The organism is Gordonia sp. L191 (genome assembly GCF_030077625.1).
GTDB lineage: Bacteria > Actinomycetota > Actinomycetes > Mycobacteriales > Mycobacteriaceae > Gordonia > Gordonia polyisoprenivorans_A.
Window position 1 is genome coordinate 24,440 of record NZ_CP125996.1, and the last position, 26,933, is coordinate 51,372.

At 66.7% G+C, this 26,933-nt stretch carries 25 protein-coding genes and 1 pseudogene; 15 read left to right on the forward strand and 11 right to left on the reverse strand.

Annotated features, from left to right (window positions below; all coding sequences use genetic code 11):
* Positions 1 to 94: 94 nt before the first annotated feature.
* From QNM97_RS00120 to QNM97_RS00130, 3 genes are read right to left on the reverse strand one after another with little or no spacing between them, the layout of a single operon-like run.
* Complete coding sequence (locus QNM97_RS00120) at positions 95 to 1,492, reverse strand: xylulokinase (protein ID WP_283821052.1); 1,398 nt, start codon at positions 1,490 to 1,492, stop codon at positions 95 to 97.
* On the reverse strand, positions 1,489 to 2,970 hold the full coding sequence (locus QNM97_RS00125; protein ID WP_283821053.1) for a mannitol dehydrogenase family protein: 1,482 nt from the start codon (positions 2,968 to 2,970) through the stop codon (positions 1,489 to 1,491). The genes QNM97_RS00120 and QNM97_RS00125 overlap by 4 nt, the downstream gene beginning before the upstream one ends.
* The gene (locus QNM97_RS00130) at positions 2,967 to 4,046 is read right to left on the reverse strand and encodes an NAD(P)-dependent alcohol dehydrogenase (RefSeq protein ID WP_283823338.1); all 1,080 of its coding nucleotides are present in this window, start codon (positions 4,044 to 4,046) and stop codon (positions 2,967 to 2,969) included. Before QNM97_RS00130 ends, QNM97_RS00125 begins: the two co-directional genes overlap by 4 nt.
* Before the next feature lie 108 nt (positions 4,047 to 4,154).
* Between QNM97_RS00130 and QNM97_RS00135 the strand changes: the two genes are divergently transcribed.
* The 5 genes from QNM97_RS00135 to QNM97_RS00155 are packed head-to-tail and all read left to right on the forward strand — an operon-like array spanning position 4,155 to position 9,606.
* Positions 4,155 to 5,219, forward strand: coding sequence for a sugar-binding transcriptional regulator (locus QNM97_RS00135; protein ID WP_283821054.1), 1,065 nt, complete (start codon positions 4,155 to 4,157; stop codon positions 5,217 to 5,219).
* The gene (locus tag QNM97_RS00140) at positions 5,216 to 6,610 is read left to right on the forward strand and encodes an ABC transporter substrate-binding protein (protein WP_502874967.1); all 1,395 of its coding nucleotides are present in this window, start codon (positions 5,216 to 5,218) and stop codon (positions 6,608 to 6,610) included. The genes QNM97_RS00135 and QNM97_RS00140 overlap by 4 nt, the downstream gene beginning before the upstream one ends.
* A gap of 2 nt (positions 6,611 to 6,612) precedes the next feature.
* Positions 6,613 to 7,572 (forward strand): carbohydrate ABC transporter permease, encoded by a 960-nt coding sequence (locus QNM97_RS00145; protein ID WP_014361700.1) that lies wholly within the window; start codon positions 6,613 to 6,615, stop codon positions 7,570 to 7,572.
* On the forward strand, positions 7,572 to 8,447 hold the full coding sequence (locus QNM97_RS00150) for a carbohydrate ABC transporter permease (protein WP_020169843.1): 876 nt from the start codon (positions 7,572 to 7,574) through the stop codon (positions 8,445 to 8,447). Before QNM97_RS00145 ends, QNM97_RS00150 begins: the two co-directional genes overlap by 1 nt.
* A gap of 52 nt (positions 8,448 to 8,499) precedes the next feature.
* Positions 8,500 to 9,606 carry an ABC transporter ATP-binding protein gene (locus QNM97_RS00155; protein ID WP_283821055.1) on the forward strand — a complete coding sequence of 369 codons (1,107 nt, stop codon included), beginning with the start codon at positions 8,500 to 8,502 and terminating at the stop codon, positions 9,604 to 9,606.
* 17 nt (positions 9,607 to 9,623) lie between these two features.
* Here QNM97_RS00155 and QNM97_RS00160 read toward each other — a convergent pair whose 3' ends face one another.
* On the reverse strand, positions 9,624 to 11,159 hold the full coding sequence (locus QNM97_RS00160) for an MFS transporter (RefSeq protein ID WP_283821056.1): 1,536 nt from the start codon (positions 11,157 to 11,159) through the stop codon (positions 9,624 to 9,626).
* 118 nt (positions 11,160 to 11,277) lie between these two features.
* Here QNM97_RS00160 and QNM97_RS00165 point away from each other — a divergent pair, with 118 nt between their 5' ends.
* Both QNM97_RS00165 and QNM97_RS00170 read left to right on the forward strand, forming a co-directional pair.
* Complete coding sequence (locus QNM97_RS00165; RefSeq protein ID WP_283821057.1) at positions 11,278 to 11,835, forward strand: MarR family winged helix-turn-helix transcriptional regulator; 558 nt, start codon at positions 11,278 to 11,280, stop codon at positions 11,833 to 11,835.
* Positions 11,836 to 11,845: 10 nt separating this feature from the next.
* Complete coding sequence (locus QNM97_RS00170) at positions 11,846 to 12,709, forward strand: SDR family oxidoreductase (RefSeq protein ID WP_283821058.1); 864 nt, start codon at positions 11,846 to 11,848, stop codon at positions 12,707 to 12,709.
* Between the two features lie 29 nt (positions 12,710 to 12,738).
* Here the strand turns inward: QNM97_RS00170 and QNM97_RS00175 are convergent, their stop codons facing one another.
* The 3 genes from QNM97_RS00175 to QNM97_RS00185 form a co-directional block, all read right to left on the reverse strand.
* Positions 12,739 to 13,623 carry a siderophore-interacting protein gene (locus QNM97_RS00175; protein WP_283821059.1) on the reverse strand — a complete coding sequence of 295 codons (885 nt, stop codon included), beginning with the start codon at positions 13,621 to 13,623 and terminating at the stop codon, positions 12,739 to 12,741.
* A gap of 40 nt (positions 13,624 to 13,663) precedes the next feature.
* Positions 13,664 to 13,954 (reverse strand): hypothetical protein, encoded by a 291-nt coding sequence (locus QNM97_RS00180; protein ID WP_283821060.1) that lies wholly within the window; start codon positions 13,952 to 13,954, stop codon positions 13,664 to 13,666.
* 70 nt (positions 13,955 to 14,024) lie between these two features.
* A complete protein-coding gene (locus QNM97_RS00185; RefSeq protein WP_502874968.1) occupies positions 14,025 to 16,484 on the reverse strand; it encodes a cytochrome P450/oxidoreductase in 2,460 nt (819 codons plus the stop codon).
* A gap of 217 nt (positions 16,485 to 16,701) precedes the next feature.
* On the opposite strand from QNM97_RS00185, the gene QNM97_RS00190 reads away from it, so the two are divergent.
* From QNM97_RS00190 to QNM97_RS00215, 6 genes are all read left to right on the forward strand, one after another.
* Positions 16,702 to 17,337 (forward strand): TetR/AcrR family transcriptional regulator, encoded by a 636-nt coding sequence (locus tag QNM97_RS00190; RefSeq protein ID WP_283821062.1) that lies wholly within the window; start codon positions 16,702 to 16,704, stop codon positions 17,335 to 17,337.
* The gene (locus QNM97_RS00195) at positions 17,338 to 18,204 is read left to right on the forward strand and encodes a sulfurtransferase (RefSeq protein WP_283821063.1); all 867 of its coding nucleotides are present in this window, start codon (positions 17,338 to 17,340) and stop codon (positions 18,202 to 18,204) included.
* Positions 18,205 to 18,368: 164 nt separating this feature from the next.
* The gene (locus QNM97_RS00200) at positions 18,369 to 19,379 is read left to right on the forward strand and encodes a zinc-binding metallopeptidase family protein (RefSeq protein WP_283821064.1); all 1,011 of its coding nucleotides are present in this window, start codon (positions 18,369 to 18,371) and stop codon (positions 19,377 to 19,379) included.
* Positions 19,380 to 19,863: 484 nt separating this feature from the next.
* Positions 19,864 to 21,018, forward strand: coding sequence for an LLM class flavin-dependent oxidoreductase (locus QNM97_RS00205; protein ID WP_283821065.1), 1,155 nt, complete (start codon positions 19,864 to 19,866; stop codon positions 21,016 to 21,018).
* Positions 21,015 to 21,512: an NAD(P)H-dependent oxidoreductase gene (locus QNM97_RS00210; protein ID WP_283821066.1), complete on the forward strand. Its 498-nt coding sequence runs from the start codon at positions 21,015 to 21,017 to the stop codon at positions 21,510 to 21,512. The genes QNM97_RS00205 and QNM97_RS00210 overlap by 4 nt, the downstream gene beginning before the upstream one ends.
* Positions 21,509 to 22,012 carry a flavin reductase family protein gene (locus QNM97_RS00215; protein ID WP_006367972.1) on the forward strand — a complete coding sequence of 168 codons (504 nt, stop codon included), beginning with the start codon at positions 21,509 to 21,511 and terminating at the stop codon, positions 22,010 to 22,012. The genes QNM97_RS00210 and QNM97_RS00215 overlap by 4 nt, the downstream gene beginning before the upstream one ends.
* 114 nt (positions 22,013 to 22,126) lie before the next feature.
* Here the strand turns inward: QNM97_RS00215 and QNM97_RS26555 are convergent.
* Positions 22,127 to 22,774, reverse strand: a pseudogene (locus QNM97_RS26555) (hypothetical protein); the annotation flags it as partial.
* Here QNM97_RS26555 and QNM97_RS00220 point away from each other — a divergent pair.
* Positions 22,673 to 24,208: an APC family permease gene (locus QNM97_RS00220; protein ID WP_283821067.1), complete on the forward strand. Its 1,536-nt coding sequence runs from the start codon at positions 22,673 to 22,675 to the stop codon at positions 24,206 to 24,208. The pseudogene QNM97_RS26555 and the gene QNM97_RS00220 overlap by 102 nt on opposite strands.
* Here the strand turns inward: QNM97_RS00220 and QNM97_RS00225 are convergent.
* Positions 24,194 to 25,339: a metallophosphoesterase gene (locus QNM97_RS00225; protein WP_283821068.1), complete on the reverse strand. Its 1,146-nt coding sequence runs from the start codon at positions 25,337 to 25,339 to the stop codon at positions 24,194 to 24,196. The genes QNM97_RS00220 and QNM97_RS00225 overlap by 15 nt on opposite strands.
* Before the next feature lie 117 nt (positions 25,340 to 25,456).
* On the reverse strand, positions 25,457 to 25,981 hold the full coding sequence (locus tag QNM97_RS00230) for a CGNR zinc finger domain-containing protein (RefSeq protein WP_283821069.1): 525 nt from the start codon (positions 25,979 to 25,981) through the stop codon (positions 25,457 to 25,459).
* A 208-nt stretch (positions 25,982 to 26,189) separates the two neighbouring features.
* Here QNM97_RS00230 and msrC point away from each other — a divergent pair, with 208 nt between their 5' ends.
* Positions 26,190 to 26,669 carry a free L-methionine (R)-S-oxide reductase MsrC gene (msrC, locus tag QNM97_RS00235; protein WP_283821070.1) on the forward strand — a complete coding sequence of 160 codons (480 nt, stop codon included), beginning with the start codon at positions 26,190 to 26,192 and terminating at the stop codon, positions 26,667 to 26,669.
* Here the strand turns inward: msrC and QNM97_RS00240 are convergent.
* Positions 26,618 to 26,779 (reverse strand): hypothetical protein, encoded by a 162-nt coding sequence (locus tag QNM97_RS00240; RefSeq protein ID WP_185091151.1) that lies wholly within the window; start codon positions 26,777 to 26,779, stop codon positions 26,618 to 26,620. The genes msrC and QNM97_RS00240 overlap by 52 nt on opposite strands.
* Between the last annotated feature and the right edge of the window lie 154 nt (positions 26,780 to 26,933).

Here is a 26,933-nt window from a genome sequence, read left to right on the forward strand (position 1 = left end):
GCTCCTCGGCACCTCGACCACCGATCAAGGGGAGTCTCGAGACCCGCCGTACCGTGGGTGGACGCAGCACGCCTCGAACAGCAAGCCTCGGGTACTACCCGCCGACGGCTGCCATGTACCACTTCGCTGCGGCGGCGTACTGCGCGAATACTTCTGGAGTTGTTGTAGCCGTGATCGTTTCGGACTCGACGCGCCACTCCGGGAGTTCGCCCGTCAGTGCCCAGGCGGCCTGGCGAGCGGCGCCGAGTGCCACGTACTCACCGTCGGCGGGCAGCACCACGTTGCCGTCGAACAAGGCGGGAGCGATCGCGCGCACCGCCGACGACTTCGTGCCCCCGCCGATGAACAGGAACCGCCGCACGTCGATGCCCTGATCCTCGATCCGGTTGCGGCAGTAGACGAGCGAACAAAGCAGGCCCTCGACGGCGGCACGTGCCACGTGGGCAGGGGAGAAGTTGGCGGGGGTGATCCCGGCCAACGTCCCCGTCGCCGCAGGCAGATTGGGGGAGCGTTCACCACCGAAGTAGGGCACCATCGTCAGGCCGTCGGCGCCGGCGGGAGCCGACAGCGCCAGGTCGGCGAACCTCGTCAGATCGACGTCGAGCATCTGCGCAGTCGCCGCCAGTACCGGTGCGCCATTGAGTGTGCACACCAGCGGCAGGTGTCGTCCGGTCGCATCGGCGAATCCGGCGACGATACCTGACGCATCGCACGGCGCGACCTCGCCGACAGCGCTGACGACACCCGAAGTCCCCAGCGACACGATCGCGTCCCCGGGACCTGCCTGCAAACCCAGTGCCGCGGCGGCATTGTCGCCGACGCCGGCCCCGAGTACGACACCGCCGGATGTCTTCCCAGCAGCCTCACCGGGTCCGACGATCCGCGGAATCCCCGGTAGACGATCGCGAAATGCCAATTGCAGCAGATCTGTTCGATACTCCTCGTCAGCGGCGGAGAAGTACCCGGTGCCCGACGCATCGCTGCGGTCGGTCGTCAGAGCGCCGATGTCGGTGCCGCCGGTGAGTTTCCAGGTGAGCCAATCGTGCGGTAGGCAGACGGCCGCGGTCGCGTCGGCGTGGTCGGGTTCGTGGTCGGCCAGCCATCGCAGCTTGGCGGCCGTGATCGCCGCCACCGGCACGACGCCGACAGCCTCCGCCCACTTATGTGGGCCACCGAGCTCGGTGATGAGATCGTCGGCAGCGTCGGCCGAGCGAGTGTCGTTCCACAGCAGCGCTTCTCGCACCACATGCCCGGCCGCATCGAGGCACACCATGCCGTGTTGCTGTCCGGCGACCGACAGCGCGGCGACGTCGTCGATACCGCCCGCCGCCCTGATGGCCGCCGTGAGCGCCAGCCACCAGTCCTCCGGGTCGACCTCGGTGCCGCCCGGATGTGGTGCGCTGCCCGAGCGCACCACGGCGCCGGTGTCGGCGTCGCAGATGACCACCTTGCACGACTGTGTCGAGGAGTCGACGCCGGCGACGAGGGTCATGACAGCAGCTCCTGGAGTGTTGCGCGAGTACCCTTGTTGCGCAACGATTCCAACACCCACAGGTACGGTTCGGTGAACGCCTCGTGCTCGGCGAGATCGCCGAACAGTGACGTCTCGGACAGGAATGCCAGGGGCTCGGTGCGTGAGCGCTGCGCCAGCGGGACGAGACGGTCGGCCAGCGGGTCGTCGACGGTGATCGCATTGCCGTGCTCGTCGACACCCTCGGCGTAGCGCGTCCAGCCGGCCACCACCGCGGCCGCCAGTCTCACGGAACCATCCTGCGCGAGGCGATCCCGGATCACCGGTACCAGCCATTTGGGGATGCGGTTGGAGGAGTCCTGACACAGCCGGGCGATCGTATCGGCGATGGCCGGATTGCCGAATCGCTCGAGCAGAGTGTCGATGTAGGCGTCGACGTCGACGTCGGGCAAGGGCGCGAGCGTCGGCTTGCCCTCCTCGGACATGTAGCGGCGCAGCAGCTCTCGTAGATCGGGGTCGACCGCGGCGTCGTGAACGTAGCGGTACCCCAGCAGATGGGCGAAGTAGCACAGTGCCTGATGTCCGGCATTGAGCAGCCGGAGTTTCATGAGTTCGTACGGCGTGACGTCGGCGACGACCTGCACACCCACATCCTCGAGAGCCGGCCTGCCGCAGGAGAAATCGTTCTCGAGTACCCACTGGGTGAAGGGTTCGGCCACCACCGGCCAGGCGTCGGCGATCCCGGTGCGCTCAGCGACCTCACCGGCCAGCTCTGGGGGAGTGGCCGGGGTGATGCGGTCCACCATCGAATTCGGGAACCGTGTGTGCTCGTCGATCCACGCCGCCAGCTCCGGATCGCGCAGCCGGGCGTAGGCGAGAAACGTCGAGCGCGCCATATGGCCGTTGCCGGCGATGTTGTCACAAGACATCACGGTGAACGAGGGCACGCCCCGCTCGCGGCGTCGGGCCAGGCCTTCCACCACGAGTCCGAAGACGGTTGTCGGCGCGGCCTTTCCGGTGAGATCGGCAACGATGTCCGGGTTGTCGGCATCGAACTCGCCGGTGGCCGCCGAGAAGTTGTAACCGCCCTCGGTGACCGTCAGGGACACGATGCGCACGGCCGGATCGGAGAGCTTCTCGAGAACGGCCTCCGGATCGTCGGGAGCATAGAGGTACTCGACGATCGAGCCGATCACCGACGTCTCCACCGCACCGTCGGGATGCTTGAGGGTAAGGGTGTACAAACCGTCTTGTGGCACAAGCGCATCCCGCATCCGCGCGTCGGCGGGCCGCACTCCGACACCGCAGATTCCCCACGACGGATCGGACGCGAGCAACCGGTCGATGTAGAAGGCCTGGTGGGCGCGGTGGAAGCCGCCGACCCCGAAGTGGACGATGCCCGCGGTGACCGAGGCCCGGTCGTAGCGCGGCGCCGGCACGTCACCGAGAGAACCCAGCATGGTGGTGTTGAGCGGGAGGGCGTCGGCGAGAGTGCTCACGAACGGTCCTTTCGATTCGGTTCGGTGCTGACATCTGTGTGATATCGCGAGACCTGTGGATGGACAACGGCTTTGATCATTCCGGGCACGCGATCGGAGTTCAGCGCCTCGGCGATCTCGTCGAGCCCGTAGTGGGCGGTGACCATCGCGTCGAGGTCGACGGCGGCCGACGTCACCAACGCGCGCGCGGTGGGCCAGGTGTTGGCGTAGCGGAAAACCCCGGTCAGTACGATCTCACGGTTCTGGATCAGTGAGACCGGCAGGTCCATGGTGTCGGCGCCCATCCCGACCAGCACGGCCCGTCCGCCGGGCCGCAGCGCCCGCAGGCCTGCGGTGACCGCGGCCGTGACACCGCTGGCATCGATGAAGGCATCCACCGGCGCCAACCCGGTGCCGGGGGCAATGGTCTCGGTCGCGCCGAAATCCTCTGCTCGCGTGCGACGTTCGGGATCGGGTTCACTGAGCACGATGCGGGTCACCCCGGACGCCCGGGCGACTTGCGCACACATCAGTCCGATCGGGCCCGCCCCGGCGATGAGCACGGCGTCACCGGGGCCCACGCCCGCCTTGCGCATCGAGGCGATGCCCACCGACAACGGCTCGAAGAGTGCGGCCGCCTCGTCGCTGATCTCGTCGGGAATCGGGTGGGCGAAGGCGGCGCCGATGGTGACGAATCCGGCGAGAGCGCCGTCGACCGGTGGGGTGGCGTAGAAGCGCATGTGTGGGCACAGGTTGTATGCACCCCGCATGGTCTCCGCCGATGCCGGATCGGGTCGCTGCGGTTCGATCGATACGCGCTCACCGATCCGTGCCGCATCCACACCTGCGCCGACGGCGACGATCGTGCCCGCGGCCTCGTGGCCGAGGATCAGCGGCTCGCGGACGACGAAGTCGCCGATGCGTCCGTGCCGCACGTAGTGGGTGTCCGACCCGCAGATTCCCACCGCGCTGACCTGCACCAACACATCGCCGGCAGTGGGGATGGGAACGGGGCGCTCCTCGACGGACAGACGGAGGTCGGGATGCAGAACGCCGGCGCGCATGGTCCCCGACAGCGCATCACGTTTCTCGATCATTGTTGCGTGGCTCACATCGAGGATGTTAGCGTACTGAGCACATGAACGGCTAGTGAGCAAATGTTCACCACGTCCACCGGAACCACCGCGATCGAACGGAGTCGACGAGTGCCTTCTCGCAAAGATGTGGCAGATGCCGCGAAGGACGTGCCCGACGGTCCGCCGAAACGACCGGCCACCGGGCGTGGAGCGGCGGGCCGGCCCGCCGCCGACACCGGTCAGGATCTGCGGCTGCTCGTGCGAGCAGCCACGATGTATCACCTCGAGGGACTGACGCAGGCCGACATCGCCGGCCGACTCGGGGTGTCACGTCCGACGGCCGGGCGGCTCATCGCGCGAGCACGTGCTCAGGGGCTCGTCCAGGTGTCGGTGACCGCTCCCGAGCATCTGTCGGCGTCGATTCACACCGACCTCGAACGCACGGTGGAGCAGATCTTCGGTCTCGACGAGGTGCTGATCATCGACGAGGTCGCCGACGGCACCGCCTCGGGCAACGCAGCCCTCGGCCGCGCGGGCGCGTCGGTCCTGTCGCGGCGCATCCAACCCGCCGACACCTTCGGATTCACCTGGGGCCCTGAGCAGGTCGCGACCGCCGACGCGATGACCGCCAACGCGGCGGCGCAACGCGTGGTGCAGATGGACGGCTCGATGACCTCCGTCGAGTACCACACCGGCGTCGACCACGCGCTGGCCCGCTTCTCCGAGCGTCTGCACGCGCAGCCGCTGCGCCTGGTCGCACCGTTGTTCGTCGACCCCGACACAGTCGCCGCGCTCAATCGTGATTCGGTTGTTTCCCAAGCTCTGTCGGCAGCACGTGGCGCGCAGGTGATGCTCTTCGGAGTGGGCTCGGTGTCGACATCGACGACCCTGTTCGAGGGCGCATTCATCGATGCGATCGTCCTCGACGAACTGCTCGAACTCGGCGCGGTCGGCGAGATCGGCGGCCGCTTCTACGACGCACAGGGCATCGCCGTCGAATCGAGTCTGGTGGAGCGGACCGTCTCGGTCCCCCTCGACGCGGTGAAGGCCTGCCCCACGGCGATCTTGATATCCGGTGGCACCCACCGGGCCGAATCCATTCTCGGCGCACTCCGCGGCGGCTACGCGACCATCCTGGTCACCGACGTCCCGACCGCGGAATGGCTTGTCTCACAACAGGAAGGTCAGCAGTGAGATCCCTACGAGCGAGATTCCCGCGCGGGCATCTCTCCCCGTCACGCCGTCGCGGCAAGGCCGGTCTGGTGGCCTTGGCCGCCACGATCGGTCTGCTGGCCACCGGATGCGCTGGTGCCGGCTCACTCACCGGTGGCGGTGGCCGCGAAGTGACGGTCGCGATGGTCTCGAATTCGCAGATGCAGGACGCGATCAAGCTGTCCGGCCAGTTCGAGCAGGAGAACCCGGGTACCAAGGTCCGCTTCGTCACGCTCTCGGAAAACGAAGCGCGCGCGAAGATCACCGCGTCGGTGGCCACCGGCGGCGGCGAGTTCGACGTGGTGATGATCAGTAACTACGAGACACCCATGTGGGCGAAGAACGGGTGGCTGGTCAATCTCACCCCGTACATGGACGCCGACCCCTCCTACGACGCGAACGACTTCATTCCGACACTGAAATCGGCGCTCTCGTATCAGGGTTCGATGTACTCGGCCCCGTTCTACGGCGAGTCGTCGTTCCTCATGTACAACAAGAAGCTCTTCTCGCAGGCCGGTGTGGCGCTGCCCGCGGACCCCACCTGGCCGCAGGTCGCCGACGCCGCACGCAAGCTCACCAACGACCGTACGGCGGGAATCTGCCTGCGCGGCAAGCCCGGTTGGGGTGAGGTGCTCGCCCCGCTGAACACCGTCATCAACGCCTACGGTGGTCGCTGGTACGACGAGAACTGGAATGCCCAGCTGACCAGTCCGCAGGTCGAGGCCGCCGTCCAGTTCTACGTCGACACGGTGCGCAAGTACGGGGAGGCCGGTGCGTCGTCGTCGGGCTTCCAGGAATGCGGAAACCTGATGTCGCAGGGCCAGGTGGCGATGTGGTACGACGCGACCTCGGCGGTGTCGGTGCTCGAGAGCCCGGACACCTCCACCATCGCCGGCGACGTCGGCTACCTACCGGCCCCGAGAATGGCCAAGGGCGACAACGGCTGGCTCTACACCTGGTCGCTCGGGATCCCGTCGAGCAGCACACACCGCGACGACGCGTGGAAGTTCATCGACTGGATGACCAACCGCAAGTACATCGAACATGTGGCGAACACCTTGGGGGCCACGCATGTCCCGCCCGGCAGTCGGCTCTCGACCTACCAGCTGCCGGCCTATCAGAAGATCTCCGGGCCCTTTGCCCAGCAGACCCTGCAGGCGATGCAGGCGGCGAACCAGAACAAGCCGACGCTGGAGCCGGTGCCCTACACCGGAATCCAGTTCTTGGCGATCCCCGAGTTCCAGGATCTCGGAACTCGCGTGAGCCAACAGATCTCGGCGGCGATCGCCGGGCAGATCAGCGTTCACGACGCACTTGAACAGGCCCAGCAGTACGCCGAGGTCGTCGGCAAGTCCTACCAGAGGGAGCAGTAGAGATGGCCACCGCAGTATCCACGCGAGGCGCGCATGTGCCCCCCGATCAGGGGCGGCCGGTGACCTCGAAGAAAGACCAGATCAGTCGCGCCGAGGGCTGGCGTCGACGCGGACCCCTGTTGCCCGCGTTGATCTTCATGATCGTGGTCACCCAGGTGCCGTTCGTGTTCACGCTCTACTACTCGACGCAGTCGTGGAACCTGGTCCGCCCGGGCTCACGTCGCTTCGTCGGATTCGACAACTACGTCGCGGTGTTCGGTGACAGCCAATTCTGGACGGTCACCCTCAACACCATCCTGCTGATCGTGGGCACCGTCATCATCTCGGTGGTGCTCGGACTGATCTTCGCCCTGCTGCTCGACCGGAAATTCTTGGGGCGCGGCGTGGTTCGGACCCTGCTGATCACCCCGTTCCTGGTGACACCGGTCGCCGCGGCGCTGCTGTGGAAGACGAGCTTGCTCTCGCCGACCAACGGCCTGGTCAACTGGGCGTTGAGCCCGTTCGGGATTCACACCGACTGGCTCTCGGAATTCCCGCTTGCCAGCGTGATGGCCGAACTCGTCTGGCAGTGGACACCTTTCATGATGTTGCTGATCCTCGCCGGACTGCAGTCGATGCCGCGAGACATCCAGGAGGCCGCCCGCGTGGACGGCGCCACCAGCTTCCGGCTCTTCCGTGAACTGACCCTGCCGCACCTGCGGCGGTTCATCGAACTCGGCACGGTCCTCGGCGCCATCTACCTCGTCAACACCTTCGACGCGGTCTACATGATGACCTCCGGCGGACCGGGTGTGGCCAGCTCCAACCTGTCCTACTACATCTATCAGCGTGCCTTCCTCGGATTCGACATCGGGCAGGCCGCTGCGATGGGCGTGGTCACGGTGATCGGCACGATCGTCGTCGCGTCCCTGGCCCTGCGCCTGATCTTCAAGTCATTCACCGGAACAGAGGAGCCGGCCTGATGAGTACCGACACCCGCCCCGCCCCGACCACCACTTCGACGTCGGCGCCCGAAGTACGCCGCAGCCGCAATCCGCGCCAGATGGGACTGACCGCTCTCACCTGGATCCTGGCCATCGGGTTCTTCTTCCCGGTGCTGTGGATGGTGCTGACCGCGTTCAAGAAGGAAAGCGACGCCGCCACCAACCCACCGACGTTCTTCTTCGCCCCGACCCTGCAGCAGTTCCGCAACGTCTTCGACGCCGGAATCGGTACCCCACTGCTCAATTCGCTGTTCGCCACCATCGTCTCGACGATTCTGGTTCTGGTCCTCGGTGTGCCGGCGGCCTTCGCGTTGTCGCTGCGCCCGGTCCGCAAGACCAAGGACGCGCTGTTCTTCTTCATCTCCACCAAGATGCTGCCGATCGTGGCCGCGATCATCCCGCTGTATGTGATCGTCGGCAAGATCGGGATGCTCGACAACGTGTGGACGCTGGTGATCCTCTACACCGCAATGAATCTGCCGATCGCGGTGTGGATGATGCGGTCGTTCTTCCTCGAGGTGCCCGGCGAACTGCTCGAGGCCGCCAGCATCGACGGCGCCAGTCTGTGGACCTCGGTCCGTGAGGTGATCCTGCCGCTGATCTCCCCGGGTATCGCGGCCACCGCACTGATCTGCGTCATCTTCTCGTGGAACGAATTCTTCTTCGCCGTCAACATGACCGCCGTCAACGGGCAGACGATGCCGGTCTTCCTGACCGGCTTCATGTCCGGGCAGGGCCTCTACTGGGCGCAATTGTCGGCGGCGTCGGTCCTGGCCGCGCTGCCGGTGGTGATCTGCGGCTGGATCGCCCAGAACAAACTCGTCCGCGGCCTGTCCTTCGGCGCGATCAAGTAATCACGCCGGTCACCCACTCACCTAAGCGCTTTCGTATCAACAGGAGAACCCCATGGCAACCATCACCTACGACAAGGCCTGCTGCGTCTACCCGGGCGCCGAGTCACTGGCCGTCGACTCCCTCGACCTCGACATCGCCGACGGCGAGTTCGTGGTCCTCGTCGGACCGTCGGGCTCCGGCAAATCCACGGCGCTGCGGATGCTCGCCGGACTCGAGGAGATCGATTCCGGGCAGATCCGCATCGGCGGGGACAACATGGTCGGTGTCGCGCCCAAGGACCGTGACATCGCCATGGTCTTCCAGAACTATGCGCTCTACCCCAACAAGACCGTCGGGGAGAACATGGGATTCGCGCTGAAGATGCGCGGCATCTCCGCTGACGAACGCAAGCGCAAGGTCGCCGAGGCCGCCAAACTCCTCGACCTCACCGACTACCTGGATCGAAAGCCGGCGAAACTGTCCGGCGGACAACGTCAACGCGTCGCCATGGGCCGCGCGATCGTGCGCGAACCCCAGGTGTTCTGCATGGACGAGCCGCTGTCGAACCTCGACGCCAAACTGCGGGTCCAGACACGCACCCAGATCGCCGCGCTGCAACGCCGACTCGGTACCACCACCGTCTACGTCACCCACGACCAGGTCGAGGCGATGACCATGGGCGATCGCGTCGCCGTGCTCAAACACGGTGTACTCCAGCAGTTCTCCACCCCGGCCGAACTCTACGACCGCCCGGTCAACGCCTTCGTCGCCGGCTTCATCGGATCACCGGCGATGAACCTGTTCACCGCGCCGATCCGCGACGGCGCCATCTCGATCGCCGGAGCCGACATCGACATCGACGCCACATCGCAGGCGGCACTGCGCAAGTCCGGGCTGAGCTCGGTCGTCGTCGGCATCCGGCCCGAGCACCTTGCGCTCTCCGACGATGGCACCGGACTCAACGCCGACGTCGCACTTCTCGAAGAGCTCGGCAGCGAAACCTACGTCTACGCCTCGCTGGCCGACGAGTCGGTCCACAACCTCGACGGTGATCCGATGGTCGTGGTGGCACGCTCTTCACAGCGGGCGCCGGCCAAGCGTGGAGAGGGGATCCGGTTGCGGCAGGCCGACAACGCGGTTCACCTGTTCCACCCCGAGACCGGCGACCGGCTGGTCTGAGCGGGCCGAGCGCGGGGTCAGTGCGAGGTGGCCGGTGCTGCCGAGCCGGGTGACGCCGAACCCGGTGCTGCCGAGTCGGCGATCACCACGCCAGTCGGCGTCGGCTTGGGGCCGCGCTTGGGGATGCACAGGGTGATGGCCACTCCCACGAACGCGGCGATGGCACCCACCAGGAAGCACCACTTGAACGTCGTGTGGGTGGGAATGTCGTTGCCCGCCATGCTGATCGTCGAGGTGGTGAGCAGCACCGCCATCACCGCCGAGGAGACGGTGGTGCCGATCGAGCGCATCAATCCGTTGAGGCCGACGGCCGCACCGGCCTCGGTCATCGGCACCGCGCCCATGATCAAGGTGGGCATCGCCGCATAGCCGATGCCGACGCCCGACGCGGCGATGATCGACGCGATCATCAGCTGCCACGGAGAGTTCATCAGGAACATCGCGAGCAGATAGCCCACACCGAGCACCGTCGCGCCGATGGCCAAGGTGTACTTGGCGCCGATCTTGTTGATCAACGTGCCCGAGACCGGGGCGAAGACCAGCATCATCAGTCCGCCGGGCGCCATCCACAGGCCGGCCTCGAGCATGGTCTGGCCGAGCCCGACTCCGGTGCGCACGTCCATCTCGAGCAGCATCGGGATGACGATCGACTGCGCCATCATGCCGAAGCCGATGGCGACGGCGGCGATGTTGGTGAGCAGGACCGCCGGACGTGCGGTGGTCCGCAGGTCGACGAGCGGTTCGGGGGTTCGCAGCTGATAGAAACCCCACGCCCCGAGCACGACGAGACCGCCGATCAGCGTGCCGAGCGTGGTGCCCGACGTCCAACCCCAGTCGTTGCCCTTGGACACGGCGATGAGTGCGGCCGACAAACCGATGGCCAGGCCGATCGCGCCGACGAAGTCCAGACGGCCACCGACCGCGTCGGGGACGTGCGGGACGACCACGACGACCAGGGCGAGGACGGCCAACGATAGGATCGCCGACACCCAGAACAGGCCGTGCCAGTTCCAGCTCTGCGCGATCCACGCCGACAGCGGCAGGCCGATCGCACCGCCCACACCGAGCGTCGCGCTCATCGCGGCGATCGCCATCGAGGTGATCTTGGGTGGGGTGACCTCACGCATGAGGCTGATGCCGACGGGGATGAAGCCCATGGCCAGGCCCTGGATCGCGCGGCCGGCGATCATCGGGATGACCGAACTGCTCAGGGCACACACGATGGAACCGGCGACGAGCAGCGCGGCGCTGCCCAGCAGGACGCGCTGCTTGCCGAACATGTCGCCGAGGCGGCCGGCGATGGGCATCGCGATCGCGGCGGCCAGCAACGTCGCGGTGATCACCCACGACGCGTTGGAATGGGAGGTGCCCAGCAGGGTGGGCAACTCGGGCTGGATCGGGATGACCAGCGTCTGCATCAAGGACGCGACGAGGCCACCGAAACACAGTGCGATGACGGTGGCGATCGCGGCGCCATTGGACGACCCGTTGCGCGGAACGGACTCGATGGGGGCCGGGTTCTCTGCTGCCGGCGACGAATTGGTGTCTGACATCGCACCTCCTAAGCTGTATGTAGAGTACATATGTAAGGTACATATGCAAGCCGCGCAGCTCGCGACACTCCTCAACCGGACATACCGGGCGGCTGCGGGAAGAATGTGGGGGAGCCGGATGTCGAAAGAGGTCGCAGTGGGCGGATTCCGCGAGGGTGAGCGCAACGGCACGTCACGTCCGGCGCCGGTGACCTTCGACGGGGCCGACCACGCACCCTGGCCATCGCCGCTCTACCGCGACATCGTCGAGGAACTCAGTCGGTTTCATCGACGCAAGAGTGAACACCCCGCCGAGTCGGTACTCGAGAGCTCGGCGTTCGCTATCCTGCTCGTCCTCTCCGACGGTCGCGCGCGGACCCTGCGGGAACTCACCGACGAACTCGATCTCGAACAGTCCACGGTCAACCGGCAGGTCAACGCCGCGATCAAACTCGGCTACCTCGAACGCTTCGACGTCGAGGGCTCGATGAGCAGGCTCATCCGCCCGACCGAGAGCGGACGGGCCGCATTCACCCATGACGGCATGCTGCGGGTGAGTCGTCTCAAGCAGGTCTTCGCCGACCTCGACCCCGGTACCCCGGAAGTCCTGTTACGCGAATTGTGTGCTTTCAACGAGGCCTACGACCGTACGCTGCGAGCAGAACAACGGGGAGCGCGTTCGCGCAACCACGGCTGAGGGAGAACGTGTGGGGACATACGTGGTGAGCGGATCGGCGTCGGGAATGGGTGCGGCGGTTGCCGATTCGTTGCGGGCGGCCGGGCACACCGTGATCGGGATCGATCGGGACGGCGCCGAGGTGACCGCGGATCTCTCGACGCCGCACGGGCGTGCGTCGGCGATCGCCGCGGTCCTGGACCGGGCCGAGGGCGCACTCGCCGGAGCCGTTCTCGCGGCCGGTCTCGGCCCGGCGCGCGGGGCCGAACGCACCATCGTCGAGGTGAACCTACTCGGGGTGACCGAACTGCTCACCGCCTTTCGCCGGCTGCTCGCTGCGAACGGGAAATCGAAAGTGGTTGTCTTCGGCTCCAATTCGACAACAGCGACACCGCTGGTACCAGGCCGCGCGGTCGCCCGACTCGAGGCCGGCGACACCGAGGGGGCCACCCGGATCCTGCGCAGGCGGGGTAAGGTGCTGTCGGGTCCCGCGGCGTACGCGGCGTCGAAGATCGCGGTCACCCGATGGTGTCGGGTGCACGGCACCCGCCCCGAATGGGCGGGGGAGGGGATCGCGGTCAACATCATCGCCCCCGGGCCGGTGATGACCCCGCTGCTGCAGTCGCAACTGAGCGGCGCGTCGTCGAAGAACGTCCGGTCCTTCCCGATTCCGTTGCGCGAGTATGGAACACCGGAGCAGATCACGCAGTGGGTGATGCTGATGCTCTCACCTGCCGCGGATTTCATGGCCGGATCGGTGATCACCGTCGACGGTGGTACCGAGGCATTGCTGCGCGCCCGGGACTGGCCGCGGGCCGTGCCATTGCGGGCTGTCCCACGAGTGCTGTGGCGGATGTATCGCGCCCCCAAGGACGGTCAGATCGCAAGGTACTGAATCGCCAGGTACTCAAACGGGTGCGGGGTTCACAGTCCGGCCCGTTCGAGCGCCTCGTCGAATTCCTCGGCAGCGCGCTTCTCGCCCTTGCCGTCGGCGATCGCCTGCTCATACACCGCGAGTAGCTCGTCGCCGTGCTCGGCGTAGCGTCGGGCCCACGCCTCACCGTCGTAGCGCCAGTAGCCGATGATGTCGTAGCGGTCGGCGGGCCAATGGTGTTCGCGGCGAAAGTGTTTGCGCATCATTCGGGATTCGGCGGCCTCGCCGGCGAACCAGCAGTATCCGTTCCCTGCGGGAACGTCGAGTGCGGCGATGGTCGTGCCCAAGCTGCTCGCCGAGATACCGTTGCCGCTGCCGATCAGGCTGATGACCTCGACGCCGTCGACGGGTCGGCCCAGATAGGAGAGGTCGTCCTCGTCGATCACCTCGACCACCAGGGTCACCGGCCGCGGATCGGTGGCGAGCTCGTCGAGAATGCGGGCGGCGGCGGGCAATCCGGCGAGATCGGTACCCAGCAGGAGCCAGTCGGTGCCCGGCGCGGGCCGGTACCAGCCGCGCGCGTGCGACATCGCCACCGCGTCACCGACGTCGGCTCGTTGGGCCCAGAGCGTCGCCGGACCACGCGAGTGGATGACGAAGTCGACGTCGACGGTCGCGGTTCGGTGGTCGACGGAACGGATGGTGTAGTTACGGCCCTCCGGCGGCTGGTCGAGGTCGTGATATCCCCACACCTCGTCGCGCAATTCCATTGCGGGAGGACGTTTTCGGCCGGGTTCGGGAAAGTAGAGGCCGACGGCGTCGTCGGGCCCGCCGGGCAGTGGTAGACGGGCGAGATCTTCAACGTGCAGGTGCACCCGCCGGATGTGCGGGGTGAGGTCGTCGGTACCGGTGACTGTCGCGAACGAGAAACCCATGATGAAGTTAGGCTACCCCAACTTCGTCGACGGTCGCTGTTCAGTCCTGGTCGTGCGGCCAGTTGCCCTGCGTCAGGAGTTCCTCGAAGTTCTTGATGAGGTGCGGGTTCAGATCGGTCTCGACGGCCTTCTCGTAGTCGCAGTCCCACTTGGCGAACCATGCGGCGTCGCGTTCCATCAGGAAGATCGGCCAGCCGTGGGTGATCTCGAGATCGTCGAGGTAGAGGTCGGTCGATCCGTCCTCCCGCATGTACCAGTAGCGCTTGCCCGATTCCTCGAACGCCGCCACTTCTTGCGCGGTCACGTAGTACTCGCCGTCAGCCTGCTTCATACGCCCGATCGTACGGCCACGGCGCCGACCGCCGTCCGCCTTGCGGTGATCTCGGGTTGCGGCTGCAGGCCTACAGGTCGAGCACCAGCTTCGGCGAGAGTGATCGGGACACGCAGGTCATGACCGTGTCGCCGCGTTCGCGCTCGGCGCGTGACAGCACGGAGTCGCGATGGTCGGGGGCTCCGCCGAGAACGTCGGCCTCACATGTCCCGCAGATTCCTTCCATGCACGACCCGATGACGTCGACACCGGCCTCCTCGACCGCGGCGAAGATCGTCGTGCCCTGTTCGACCGTGACAGTCACCCCCGAGACTGCGCACTCCACCTCGAAGGAGTCGAGTGCGCCCTCGGGTGCGTCGCCGGTCGCGGCCACGAACCGCTCGAGGTGCAGGCTCCCGTCCGGCCATGCTGCGCACTTCTCCTCGACGGCGTCCATCAGCGCGGCGGGTCCGCAGCAGTAGACCAGGGTATCGGCCCGTGGCTCGCCGAGGATCGCGTCGAGATCGAACCGTCCGCTGTGTTCGTCACCGGCCCAGACCGTCACCCGATCGTCGGCCCCCAGTTCGTCGAGAAATGCCATTGAGTCCCGAGACCGACCGCAGTACAACAGGTTCCATTCGGCTCCATCGGCCTGGGCTGCCGCGATCATGGTGCGTACCGGGGTGATACCGATGCCGCCGGCGATGAACTGGTATCGCGGTGAGCCGACGAGAGCGAAGTGGTTGCGGGGACCCCTGACCTGCAGGGGCGAACCCTCGGCCAGTTCATCGTGAACGAATTGGGATCCGCCGCGGCCGTTGCGTTCCCGCAGGACCGCGACAGTCCATGACGATCGGTCTGCGGGATCTCCGCACAGGGAGTAGTGCTTCGACATCCCCGGACGCAACAGGAGCTCTACGTGCGAGCCCGGAGTCCAGGCGGGTAGCGAACCGCCGGTGGGATCGGTCAGGGTGAGCTCGACGACACCCTCGGCCGCGGTCCGCCGGCGGGCCACCCGCAGATCGAGCGTCTGCATTGCTGCACCACGGTTTCCACGGGATGGCCGTGCGGGCATGGGTGCCGAACTGCTTGCTGCCGAACTGCCTGTTGCAGAGTCGTTGCCGCCGGCATCGCGTAGATGTGCGCGGTAGGGACCCGGTTCCGGCCGACGGCCGCCGATCGGGGTGAGGCGCACCATCATCGAGCTGTAACCCCGCACGAAGTTCGACTGCACGCGCTCCGGCTCCGCGAGAACCTCGATGTCGTCGAATCGGGCCAGTAGTTCCTCCCACAGAATGCGCAACTGCAACTCTGCCAGCCGGCTCCCCATACAGCGGTGCGTGCCGATTCCGAAGGCCAGGTGGTGGCGGGCATTGCGCCGGTTGATCACGAAGCTGTCCGGGTCGTCGAAGGTGCGCTCGTCCCGGTTCGCCGAGGCGTACCACATCACCACCTTGTCGCCCTGACGGATGAACTGGCCGTTCAGCACGGTGTCGCGTGTGGCGATCCGACGCATGTAGGCCAGCGGCGTCTGCCATCGAAGGATCTCGTGGACCAGCTTCGGCACGAGCCCAGGGTTGGTGCGAAGGCGGTCGAACTGTTCCGGGAACTGGTTGAGTGCGAGCACACCGCCGGTCATCGAGTTGCGTGTGGTGTCGTTACCACCCACGACCAGCAACACGAGGTTGCCGAGGAACTCCATCGGGCGGTTGATCAGGTCCTTGGTGTCTTCGGAGAGCTGCATGAGCGTGATCAGGTCGTACCCGGGCTTCTCGCCGGCCGCCAGACGAGCCGCCTTGTCGTGCCACAGTGCGCTGAAACTCCGCGCCATGTCGGCAGCACCCCGATAGATCTCATCGGTGTTGTTGACCCCGCCGGTGGCCGATGCACTGGTGGCCACCAGGTCGGTCCACTGCACCAGCTTGCGTCGGTCCTCGTACGGGAAGTCCAGCAGCGTGGCCAGCATCCGTGAGGTCAGTTCCACACTGACCCGGTCGACCCAGTCGAACGGCTCACCCACCGGCAGCGCGTCGAGGACATCCTGGACCCGCGAGCGGATCAGGCCCTCCATCTCCTCCAGATTCTGCGGAGCGACAACGCCCTGAACAGCGGCGCGTTGCTGGTCGTGACGCGGCGGGTCCATCGCGATGAACATCTCGATATCGAGTCCTTCGGGCGGAGCGCCGAGAATGATTTGAGGTTCGGCGGAGAAGGTCTGAAAGTCCTTGTCGACGGTGACGATGTCGTCGTAGCGGGTCACCGACCAAAACGGACCGAAAGCGCTGTCAGCCCGAAAGTGCACGGGCGCTTCGTCTCGCAGCCTCTTGAAGTAGGGCTGCCACTGTCCTTGACGCCACAAGAACGGATTGCTGACGTCGATCTTGGTGAGATCCAGGTCCGCAACGTCGGGGATCTCCGACGCCTCGAAGCGCGGCTGGCCGTCATCCACCACCAGCCTCTTGGCGCGCTGGAGCAGATGCAGGCCCTGGATTTGGCGCTCCATCGGTACCACTACCTGGGCTTTGTTGATGAGTCGATCGACGACACGCATGGCAACCATCGCTTTCGCTGGGCTTCGGTGTTGCTCGACAATAGCAGAGAATTTGTCTGCTCTGAAGACAAATCAGCACAATTTGTCTTGTTGTCGAATCTAGGTCGGGCTCGACCATCGACAGGGGCGGATGAGACCGCCGCTCGGAATTCGTACCGGCCCGTGTGACCTCGACTCTCGCGATCGGCGCGCGGGCCGACTCGGTAACCTCGTCGAGGTGACCACCCGACAGACCTATGCGGAGGCGAGTAGGGCGCTCCTGCGCACAACTCTGCTCGACGGTCTGCGGGATCTGCTGGTCGAAAAGGACTGGCCGTCGATCACGATGGCCGACGTCGCCCGGAAATCGGGCGTCGGACGCCAAACCGTGTACAACGAGTTCGGTTCCCGCCACGGTCTGGCGCAGGCATATGCGATGCGCTTGGCCACGGAATTCGCCGGCATCGTCGCGTCGACTGTCGCCGAGCGCCCACACGATATCCACGGCGCGCTGCACGATGCATTCGCCGCGTTCTTCGCGGAGGCCGCGGCCGACCCGCTCATCACCTCGCTGCAGCGTGGTGAGGCCAAGCCGGATCTGCTGCGGCTGATCACCACCGATGCCGCGCCGCTGATCACGACCGCAAGCGCGCGTCTCACCGACATGCTCACCACCTCGTGGCTCGGGCTCGCCGACGACGATGCGGTGTGTATCGCGCGGGCGATCACGCGCATGGCGCTGAGCTACGTGGCGATGCCACCCGAGAGCGACCGCGATGTCGCCGCCGACCTCGCTGCGGTCATGGCCCCTGCGGTCATCGCGGCCCGCGGCGGCGACTCGGGGGCGGCTGCCACCCCGACGACCGAGGAGTGAATGTTCATGGCGCAGAACTTGATCGACGTCGACGCACTGACCGAGGAGATGCTCTCGAACCGTCCGCCGGTGATCCTCGACGTCCGCTGGGCGCTGGGGCGGACCGATGGGCGTGAGCGGTATCGGGAGGGCCACATCCCCGGAGCCGTCTACGTCGATCTCGATTCCGAACTGGCCGACCCGCCGTCGGCCGAACTCGGGCGCCATCCGCTGCCGTCGTCGGATCGCCTGCAGGACGCCGCGCGACGCTGGGGTGTGGACGACTCATCGCCGGTGGTGGTCTACGACGACACCGGCAACCTGGCGGCGGCCCGCGCGTGGTGGTTGCTGACCTGGGCCGGGCACACCGACGTCAGGATGCTCGATGGCGGGCTCGACGCCTGGCGCTCGGCCGGGATGCGTGTCTCCGCCGGCGACACCGCCGCGCGTCCCGGCACCGTCACCCTGACCGGCGGCGACCTCCCGCACGTGTCGCTCGACGAGGTCGCGCGACTGTCCTCGGAGATCCGGGACGGCCGCGACGACGTGGTCATCCTCGACGCCCGCGCCGGCGAACGGTATCGCGGGGAGACCGAACCGATGGATCCCCGCGCCGGACATGTGCCCGGCGCCGTCAGTGTCCCGACGGCCGGGAATCTCGCCGACGACGGACGGTTCCTGTCACCCGAGCAACTGCGGGAACGGTTCACCGCAGCCGGAGTCACCGAGAATGCGCAGGTCATCGCTTACTGTGGATCGGGAATCAACGCCGCGCACGAGCTCGCGGCGCTGGCCATCGCCGGGTTCTCGGGCACCTTGTTCCCGGGGTCGTGGTCGCAATGGTCTGCCGATCCGGAGTTGCCTGCGGCGGTGGGCCCCACTCCGTAGTGTGATGTCGGGCACTCACATGTGCACATTGGGCCATGTGTTCCGACAGAACGATCGATGGGCCGGGTCCGCGTCGAGCATGTGCGGGGGCCGCACCCGGGCCAATCCAGAGATCCACGCGACCCCGCGATCCACGAGCTCGAATTCACCCAAGGAGTGCAACGTTGCGCGATTTCCACTGCCGTAAATGCGGCCAGCAGCTGATTTTCGAGAACTCGCTGTGTCTGAACTGCGAGAGCAAGCTGGGCTTCCATCTGCCCTCCCGAACCATCCAGGTCCTCGACGACAAGGAGCAGGCGCAGGTCGACGACGCGCTGATCGGGCGCTGCGCCAACAGCGGCGTCGCCGCGTGCAACTGGCTCGTCGAGATCGGGGAGGGATTGCCCGCGCTGTGCGAGTCGTGCCGGCTGACCCGCACCCGTCCCGACGACTCCGACACCGACGCCATGGCCGCATTCGCCGAGGCCGAACTTGCCAAGCGGCGCGTCATCGTCGAACTCGACGAACTGCAGCTGCCGATCTTCGGCAAGGACGAGGACCCGGAGATCGGCCTGGCCTTCGACCTGCTCTCCAGCGCCACCCAACAGGTCATCACCGGCCACGCCAACGGTGTGGTCACCCTCGACCTCGCCGAGGGCGACGACGTCCACCGCGAACAGCTGCGGGTGTCGATGGACGAGCCCTACCGCACCCTCATCGGCCACTTCCGCCACGAGATCGGCCACTTCTATCAGATGGTGCTCGTCGGTGACGGCCCCAATCGCGGGCGCTACGAGGAACTGTTCGGCGATCCCGACGAGGACTATCAGGCCGCGCTCGATCGCCACTACGGCGACGGGCCGCCGGAGAACTGGAAGGACGACTACGTCTCGTCCTACGCGACCATGCATCCCGCCGAGGACTGGGCCGAGACCTTCGCCCACTACCTCCACATCCGCGACACCCTCGACACGGCGGCCGCGTTCGCCCTGGCCCCGGCCGGCGCCACTCTCGACGCCGACCTCCCCGGTCAGGTGGGCTTCGATCGCATCATCGAATGGTGGTTGCCGCTGACCTGGGCGCTCAACCAGATCAACCGCTCGATGGGCCATCAGGACCTCTATCCCTTCGTGCTGCCGCCGAAGGTCCTGGAGAAGATGGAGTTCATCCACGAACTGATCACCTCCGACGACTGAGCGGGGCTCCCCGGCCCCTGGTGGTCCTTCCCCGGTGGTCCTTCTTCGGTGGTCGAGGAGCCTCGCGCGAGCGCAGCGAGCACGAAGCGTCTCGAGACCCCTGAACGCCGACGCTGAAACCCGAAACCAGCACCGGCGCAAGAGGTCTCGAGGCTCCGTCGCTAGCGCTCCTGCGCACCTCGACCACCGGGAATGGGTGCGTCGCACGTCGGCTGGGCGTGCACCTCGACCACGGGGATGGGAGCGTTCGTCGCACGGGTTGGGCCGACCGCCGGGTGGGGTGGTTCTTCTTTCCGGTGGTCGAGGAGCCTCGCGCGAGCGCAGCGAGCACGAAGCGTCTCGAGACCTCGGCAAGCCGACGCTGGAATGGCGGGGCCGCGGGGATTGACTCACCGCGCGGAAAACTCTTGGGTGAGCCGCACGGGTCGGGTGCAATGGTGTGGTTGTGCACGGTATCCCCGATTCGGAAGTGGATTGATCAGGCGTGAAGTTTCATTGGTTTCTCCCCACCAACGGCGGCGACGGTCGGACGGTGGTCGGCGGCGGCCACGGGGTGGCGGCGCAGGCCTCGTCGCGACCGGCGTCGGTGCCCTACCTCGGACAGATCGCGCGCAGTGCCGAACAACTCGGCTTCGAGGCGGCGCTCACCCCGACCGGGGCCTGGTGCGAGGACGCATGGGTGTCGACGGCCATGCTCAGCAGCGTCTCCGAGCGGCTGAAGTTCTTGGTGGCCTTCCGGCCCGGTGTCACCGCTCCGTTCCTCTCCGCGCAGATGGCCGGGACCTTCCAGAATCTGTCCGGCGGACGCCTGCTGCTGAATGTGGTGACCGGTGGTGAGGATGCCGAGCAGGCCATGTTCGGTGACTTCAGCACCAAGGAGGAGCGCTACGCCCGCGCCGACGAGTTCCTCGAGATCGTCCGTCGCCTGTGGACCGGGGAGACGCTGACCTTCGAGGGCAAGTACCTCTCGGTGGAGAACGCGACCCTGCACCAGATCCCGGACCCGCTTCCCGAGATCTACTTCGGTGGCTCGTCGGCGGCCGGAATCGCCGTGGCCGCCAAGCACGCCGACGTCTACCTCACCTGGGGTGAACCGCCCGAGGCGGTGGCCGAGAAGATCGCGCGCGTTCGTCGGGCGGCCGCCGAGCAGGGGCGGGAACTGACCTACGGCATCCGGTTGCACACCATCGCCCGCGCGACCTCGGAAGAGGCGTGGGCCGAGGCGGATCGGTTGCTGGAGAACATCTCCGCCGAGGACATCGCCCGCATCCAGGCCGGCCTGAAGCGCTCGGCGTCGGAAGGTCAGCAGCGGATGCTCGCGCTCAACAAGGGTTCCAAGGACGGCCTGGAGATCTACCCGAATCTGTGGGCCGGTATCGGCCTGGTGCGCGGTGGGGCTGGGACCGCGATGGTCGGTTCCTACACCGAGATCGCCGACCTCATCGAGGCCTACCACGACGTGGGTATCGACGAGTTCGTGTTGTCGGGGTATCCGCACCTCGAGGAGGCGTACTGGTTCGGCGAGGGCGTGCTGCCGGAGCTGACCCGTCGTGGACTGTGGGAGCATCCGGCGCCGCCGCGCGCCGCCCGCGCCGCAGTCCCCTTCGGTGCGCCGGTCAAAGCGGTGTCGGCCTCGTGACGACGGCCATCGTCGTCGGAAATCCCAAGCCGGCCAGTCGAACCCTGGATGCCGCGACGTATGTGGCCACCCAACTGACCGGTGGCGCACCCGATCTCGTCGTCGACCTCGCGACCCTCGGTACAGCGATTCTCGACTGGTCCGACCCGGGGATCGGCGAGCTGGTGACGCAGGTCGGCGCCGCCGATCTCGTCGTGTTCGCCAGCCCGACCTACAAGGCCGCCTACACCGGACTCCTCAAACTGTTCCTCGATCGGTTCGCCGGTGGCACAGGGCTTTCCGGTATCGCGATTCCCCTCATGCTCGGTGGTTCGCCCGCGCACTCGCTTGCGCCCGAGCTGACCCTGCGGCCGGTGTTGACCGAGATCGGCGGGACCGTCCCCGGTCGCGGGCTCTATGTCGTCGATTCCCGCCATGACGATCCGGAGGCGTACGCCGACTGGTTGGCGGCAACCGCACCGGTCGTATCCCGATTGCTGGAGGTGCACGCGTGAGCGGGTTCCGAACCAACCAGGACCTCGACGCCGCCCGACTTCGCAAGGCGTTCGGGATCTTTCCCACCGGCGTCGTCGCGGTGGCCGCGGAGGTCGACGGAGCGGTGATCGGTCTGGCCGCAAGCTCGTTCACCAGCGTCAGCCTCGATCCGCCGCTGGTGTCGGTGTCGATCGCGAACACCTCGAAGACCTGGCCGGATCTGCGTCGCGCCGATCATCTCGGGGTCACCGTGCTCGCCGACCATCAGGACGTCCTCTGCCGGCAGCTCGCCGGTCCGGTGGCCCAGCGATTCGACGGCGTGCTCCTCAACGCGTCCGATGAGGGGGCCGTCACCCTCGATGACGGTCTCGCGCAATTCGATTGCACCGTGTACCGCGAGGTCGAGGCCGGTGACCACATCATCGTCCTGCTCGAGTTGCACGGCGTCGACCACCCCGAGACCGGCAGCCCGCTCATCTTCCACCGCAGCGGATTCGGTCGGCTCGCCACCACCGCGTGACGAAAGCCGCCGTAGGTCGGCCACTGCCGGTGCGGTGAGCCACATTCCGACGGCCAACGCCACACCCCACGCGAGAAACAGTGGGTCCCAGAGCAATGCGTGGCCTACCGCCGCCGCACTGTCGAACGGCTCGAGCCGCGGTAGCGCTCCGAGGAGCAGCAGCCCCGCCGTGGTGGTGTTGATGGCGCCCCAGGCGATCAGCGCCGTGGCGCCCAGCCAGTAGCCGGGCCGAAGCAGGCCGGCGCCTGATCGTCGAGCCGTCAGTGCCGGTGCCACGGCCAGTATCGCCTTGGTCAACCCGATGAGGACCAATAACCAACGGCCGTCGGCGAATTGATGCTCGGAGAATCTGTCCGCAGTCTGCCCGACGGTGCTCAGCAGTGTGTCTCCACCCAGGCCCCAGTAGATGCTGACCCCGGCGTGAACGAGACCGAGGACGGCGGCGATACCCAGAGCGGTGGACGCGCGTGCTGTCATGCACTCATCCTCGGCCGATGCCCACCGTGACACATCCGGTCGAACCCCGGGATCGCACCCCGGAATCGTTGTCGGGGTCAACCCCGAGTGCGTGAGTCGGACGATGTCGGATTCCTGTGGTGCGATGCGTCGCCCACGGCGTGTTCGGTGACGCCAACCCCGGCGGCGGGTTACCGTCGAGCGATGACCGAGAGACCGTCGACCGAGAGACCAAGGACGCAGAGCCGGGGGATCTTCCGGAAGAAGTCGGTCGATACCGTCATCCACCAGAACGACGAGGGGCATCAGCTCGAGGGCGGGCGACTCAAGCAGGCGCTGCGGACCCGTGACCTCATCGGGTTCGGCGTCGGAATGGTCATCGGCACCGGCATCTTCACCCTCACCGGCGTGCAGGCCAAGAACAACGCCGGTCCCGCGATCATGATCTCGTTCGTCGTGGCCGGTGTGATCGCGTTGTTCGCCGCATTCTGTTACGCCGAGCTGGCCTCGGCGGTACCGACCGCGGGATCGTCCTACACCTACGCCTACACCACGCTCGGCGAGATCATCGCCTGGATCATCGGCTGGGACCTCATCCTGGAGTTCGCCCTCGGCGCGGCGGTGGTCTCGCGCGGCTGGTCCGGATATCTGCAGGATGTGTTCAATCTGCCGACGACCTTCTTCGGCGAGAGCTCGACGGTCAACCTCGGAGCGGTGGCGATCGCCCTGGTGCTCGGCGTGGTCGCCACCATCGGCATCAAGGAATCCGGTTGGCTCACCAACGCTTTGGTGTATCTCAAGGTGAGCATCTGCGTGTTCATCATCATCGCCGGGTTGTTCTTCATCAAGGCCGCCAACTACACCCCGTTCATTCCGCCTGCACAGCCGACCGGCGGCGACGGCGGGTTGAGACAACCGTTGTGGCAGTGGGCCACCGGCGTCGAGGCGACAGCGTTCGGTGTGGCCGGGGTGTTGTTCGCCTCGGCGGTCGTGTTCTTCTCCTACAGCGGATTCGAGATCGTCGCGAATCTCGGGGAGGAGACCAAGAATCCGGCCCGCGCCATGACCCGCGGACTACTCGGCACCCTGCTCATCTGCACGGTGCTCTACGTGGGTGTGTGTTTCGTCGTGGTCGGCATGGTGCACTACACCGACCTCAGTGAGGGCGCGCCACTCTCGGATGCGTTCAATCAGGTGGGCTTGAGCTGGGCCGGCGTGCTCGTCGGTATCGCCGCGGTCGCCGGCCTGACGTCGGTGATCCTCGTCGACATCGTCGGTATGTCGCGGATCGGATTCGCGCTCGCGCGCGACGGCCTGGTGCCGCATTCGGCGGGCAAGATCCATCCGAAATGGCAGACGCCGTACCGCATCACGATGCTGACCACCGCGGTCGTCGTGCTCCTCGGTGCCTTTGTCCCGCTCTCCGCGCTTGCCGAGATGGTCTCCATCGGTACGCTTTTCGCATTCCTGGTCGTGTCCATCGCCGTCCCAGTCCTGCGTCGAACCCAGCCGGAGATGAAGCGTCCCTTCCGGGTTCCGTGGTCGCCGGTGCTGCCGATCATCTCGGCGATCTGCTGCGCGGGGCTGATGGTGAACCTTGCGATCGAGACCTGGATACGGTTCGTGGTCTGGCTGGTGATCGGTTTGGGTATCTACTTCTTCTACGGCCGCACGCACTCCAATCTGGCTCGTGCGAACCGGGATTCGTTGATCACGGTCGAGGAGTCACCCGCGTCGTAGCGTGAGGATCGCCACCTCGGGTGGCGCACCGACCCGCACCGGTGGGCCCCAGGCGCCGGCGCCGCGCGTCGTGTACAGCGTCGTCTCGCCGACCCGGTCGAGGCCCTCGACCGACGGCTGCTGCAGCGGCACCAGATAGCGGATGGGCCAGATCTGACCGCCATGGGTGTGACCCGAGAGTTGCAGATCCACACCGAGATCCGAGGCCTGCAATGCCTGCCGGGGTTCGTGGGCGAGCAGCAGGCGAAAGCGTTGCGGGTCACTGCCGGCCAGCGCGCCCGCCAGGTCGGGCCGGTACGGTTCGGGCGCGCTGTAGTCGTGGATGCCGACCACGTCGATCATTGCCCCGCCCCGGCTGACGGCGACGCGCTGGTTACGCAGCGTGGTCACGCCCACCCGCTGCCACTCGTCGAGCCATCGTCCGCCGTCGTCGCTGTAGAACTCGTGATTGCCGCTGACCCCGAACACCCCGAGTGGTGCACGTAGCGCGGTCAACGGTGCGAGATCGCCGGAGAGTTCGGCGACCGTGCCGTCGGTGAGGTCACCAGCGATCGCGATCAGGTCCGGCCGCTGCGCGTTGACCAGGTCGACGACGCGCCGGGTGAAGTCGGCGTCGCGGGCCGGTCCGACGTGCAGATCGGAGATGAGCGCCACCCGCGTGCCGTCGAAGGATTCGGGCAGGTCGGCGAGCCGGATCTCGGTGTGGGTGACCCGCGGATCGGCCGCCTCGACCACCCCGTACGCGGTGAGTGCGACGGCCGTGACGGCCACGGCCCCGGTCGCCGCGCGGATCGCCTGCAGGCGTCGTCGGCGTCTCGGCCCGGCGAGCTCGTTCGGTGACCGCCGGAGGACCAGCCGCCAGATGAACGCGCCGATACCGACCACCGCCAACCCGAGCACCAGGTACAACACCGTCGCCAGCCAGGTCAGCCCGAGCCAGGCCAGGGGACGAAACGTCGAGGGATTCAGTCCGCGCCCGGTGGCGATACCGACGACGGCCAACGCCCAGAACGCGACGAGCAGGGCGTCGGCGATCACCGACCAGGGGCGCGGCAGGGCTGTGGCCCGCACGAGGCGACGATGCAGCCAGAAGGTGATGAGCGCGAGGAATGCGGCGAAGAAGACAATCATGGCAAGTTGCCGCGAACACTACCGCAGAACGGGGTGGGCGGCGGCGACCGCACCGTATCGAATCGATGACCGCGACCACTCGCTGACACCGGTCGCGAGTCGATCGCTTCGCGACCGTCACCCCCGCGTGGCCTCGCGGTGTCGCCTGGCCGCCATCCGATTGCCGCACACAGGGGAGCAGTAGCGCTGACGACCGTTGCGCGACACGTCGGCGTACACCCGGTCGCAGTTGTGAGCCGCACAGATTCCAATGCGGTCGATACCGCGCGCGGCCAGATGGACCGCGGTGCCCACCGAGATCAGTGTTGCAAGCGACCGGCCCGCAGAGATGTTGTCGTCGCGAAAGTGGAGGTGCCACCCCGACGCGGCGTGATCGGTCAGGCGAGGGGCCGACGCATGTGTGGCGAGAAGTGCGTTGAGACGCGTCGAGCGTGACACGGGGTCGGACGCGGCAGCAACGTCCGTCCATTCGGCGATGAATTCGGCGGTGAACGAATGGTCTCGTGATGTGGGCTGTCCGGTATCGAAGACGAACCCTGCGTCGACACAACGCATTACCAACGAAGCGAGATCGGTCGGCCACTGGTTGGCCAAGCTCACGCCGAGTTGCACTGCGCTTCGACCGTCATGGTTGAAATGCATAAAGCCATTACATCACAGTGGTGGGCATGGATGCCTACGAATGTGTACACGAGTGGGTCCGCGTATCGCGCCACCTCGTAGCCGATGGTCACACGACTTACGAGCGCTGTGTCCGGTGCGGACGGTGGCGGGTGGTCGGAAGTACCCAGCGGAGCCGGGTTTTCGATGCATGACCGACGAATGAGGCCACAGAGTCCATGATGGAGTGATGAGCCTCGACATCGCGACCGCACAGACCGGCACCTATTCCGAGCTCGCCGAGGCCGCGGCGGGCCTCGTTGCCGGCGAGCACGACCGCATCGCCAACGCGGCCAACCTCTCCGCGCTGGTGTATCACTCACTGCCCCAGCTGAACTGGGTCGGCTTCTACTTCTTCGACGGCACCGAGCTGGTCGTCGGGCCGTTCCAGGGCAAGCCCGCTTGCGTGCGTATCGGTCTCGACCGCGGGGTGTGCGGCGCAGCGGCACGCACCCGTACGACGCAGCGCGTCGCCGATGTCCATGCGGTTCCCGACCACATCGCCTGCGACGCGCAGAGCCGCTCGGAACTCGTCGTGCCCCTCGTCGGCGCCGGCGACGAGTTGATCGGCGTCTTCGACCTCGACAGCCCGGTGCCGGAGCGCTTCACCGCCGACGATCAGCGCGGACTGGAGGCCATCGCGGCGGTCTTCGTCGACTCGCTGCGGTGATCGCCGCGCACCGGCGTCGCCATCACCGCCGACCACCAGCTCGACAGTGGGGACGGGTCGGGCCACACCACGTCGGTGCGGGTGGGCGCATCGTGTTCACGGTCGGTCATGCTGTCCTCCTTGTCTTTTCGCCGTGAGACGATCGACGAAGACTATTAGCACTCTTTTGCTTCGAGTGCTAGACGAGTGCGTTCGGCGGGGTTATAGTGGGACTCGTACAGCGTGAGAGCTGCCTGTCAAAGGGTGGCAGGCAGCCTGGTCTTC

Excerpts from the sequence above, each read along its gene's own strand:
- QNM97_RS00120 (WP_283821052.1), bottom strand. The coding sequence starts at position 1,492 with ATGACCCTCGTCGCCGGCGTCGACTCCTCGACACAGTCGTGCAAGGTG.
- QNM97_RS00130 (WP_283823338.1), bottom strand. The coding sequence starts at position 4,046 with ATGATCGAGAAACGTGATGCGCTGTCGGGGACCATGCGCGCCGGCGTT.
- QNM97_RS00145 (WP_014361700.1), top strand. The coding sequence starts at position 6,613 with ATGGCCACCGCAGTATCCACGCGAGGCGCGCATGTGCCCCCCGATCAG.
- QNM97_RS00150 (WP_020169843.1), top strand. The coding sequence starts at position 7,572 with ATGAGTACCGACACCCGCCCCGCCCCGACCACCACTTCGACGTCGGCG.
- QNM97_RS00155 (WP_283821055.1), top strand. The coding sequence starts at position 8,500 with ATGGCAACCATCACCTACGACAAGGCCTGCTGCGTCTACCCGGGCGCC.
- QNM97_RS00160 (WP_283821056.1), bottom strand. The coding sequence starts at position 11,159 with ATGTCAGACACCAATTCGTCGCCGGCAGCAGAGAACCCGGCCCCCATC.
- QNM97_RS00165 (WP_283821057.1), top strand. The coding sequence starts at position 11,278 with ATGTCGAAAGAGGTCGCAGTGGGCGGATTCCGCGAGGGTGAGCGCAAC.
- QNM97_RS00175 (WP_283821059.1), bottom strand. The coding sequence starts at position 13,623 with ATGGGTTTCTCGTTCGCGACAGTCACCGGTACCGACGACCTCACCCCG.
- QNM97_RS00180 (WP_283821060.1), bottom strand. The coding sequence starts at position 13,954 with ATGAAGCAGGCTGACGGCGAGTACTACGTGACCGCGCAAGAAGTGGCG.
- QNM97_RS00185 (WP_502874968.1), bottom strand. The coding sequence starts at position 16,484 with ATGCGTGTCGTCGATCGACTCATCAACAAAGCCCAGGTAGTGGTACCG.
- QNM97_RS00195 (WP_283821063.1), top strand. The coding sequence starts at position 17,338 with ATGTTCATGGCGCAGAACTTGATCGACGTCGACGCACTGACCGAGGAG.
- QNM97_RS00220 (WP_283821067.1), top strand. The coding sequence starts at position 22,673 with ATGACCGAGAGACCGTCGACCGAGAGACCAAGGACGCAGAGCCGGGGG.
- QNM97_RS00225 (WP_283821068.1), bottom strand. The coding sequence starts at position 25,339 with ATGATTGTCTTCTTCGCCGCATTCCTCGCGCTCATCACCTTCTGGCTG.
- QNM97_RS00230 (WP_283821069.1), bottom strand. The coding sequence starts at position 25,981 with ATGCATTTCAACCATGACGGTCGAAGCGCAGTGCAACTCGGCGTGAGC.
- msrC (WP_283821070.1), top strand. The coding sequence starts at position 26,190 with ATGAGCCTCGACATCGCGACCGCACAGACCGGCACCTATTCCGAGCTC.
- QNM97_RS00240 (WP_185091151.1), bottom strand. The coding sequence starts at position 26,779 with ATGACCGACCGTGAACACGATGCGCCCACCCGCACCGACGTGGTGTGG.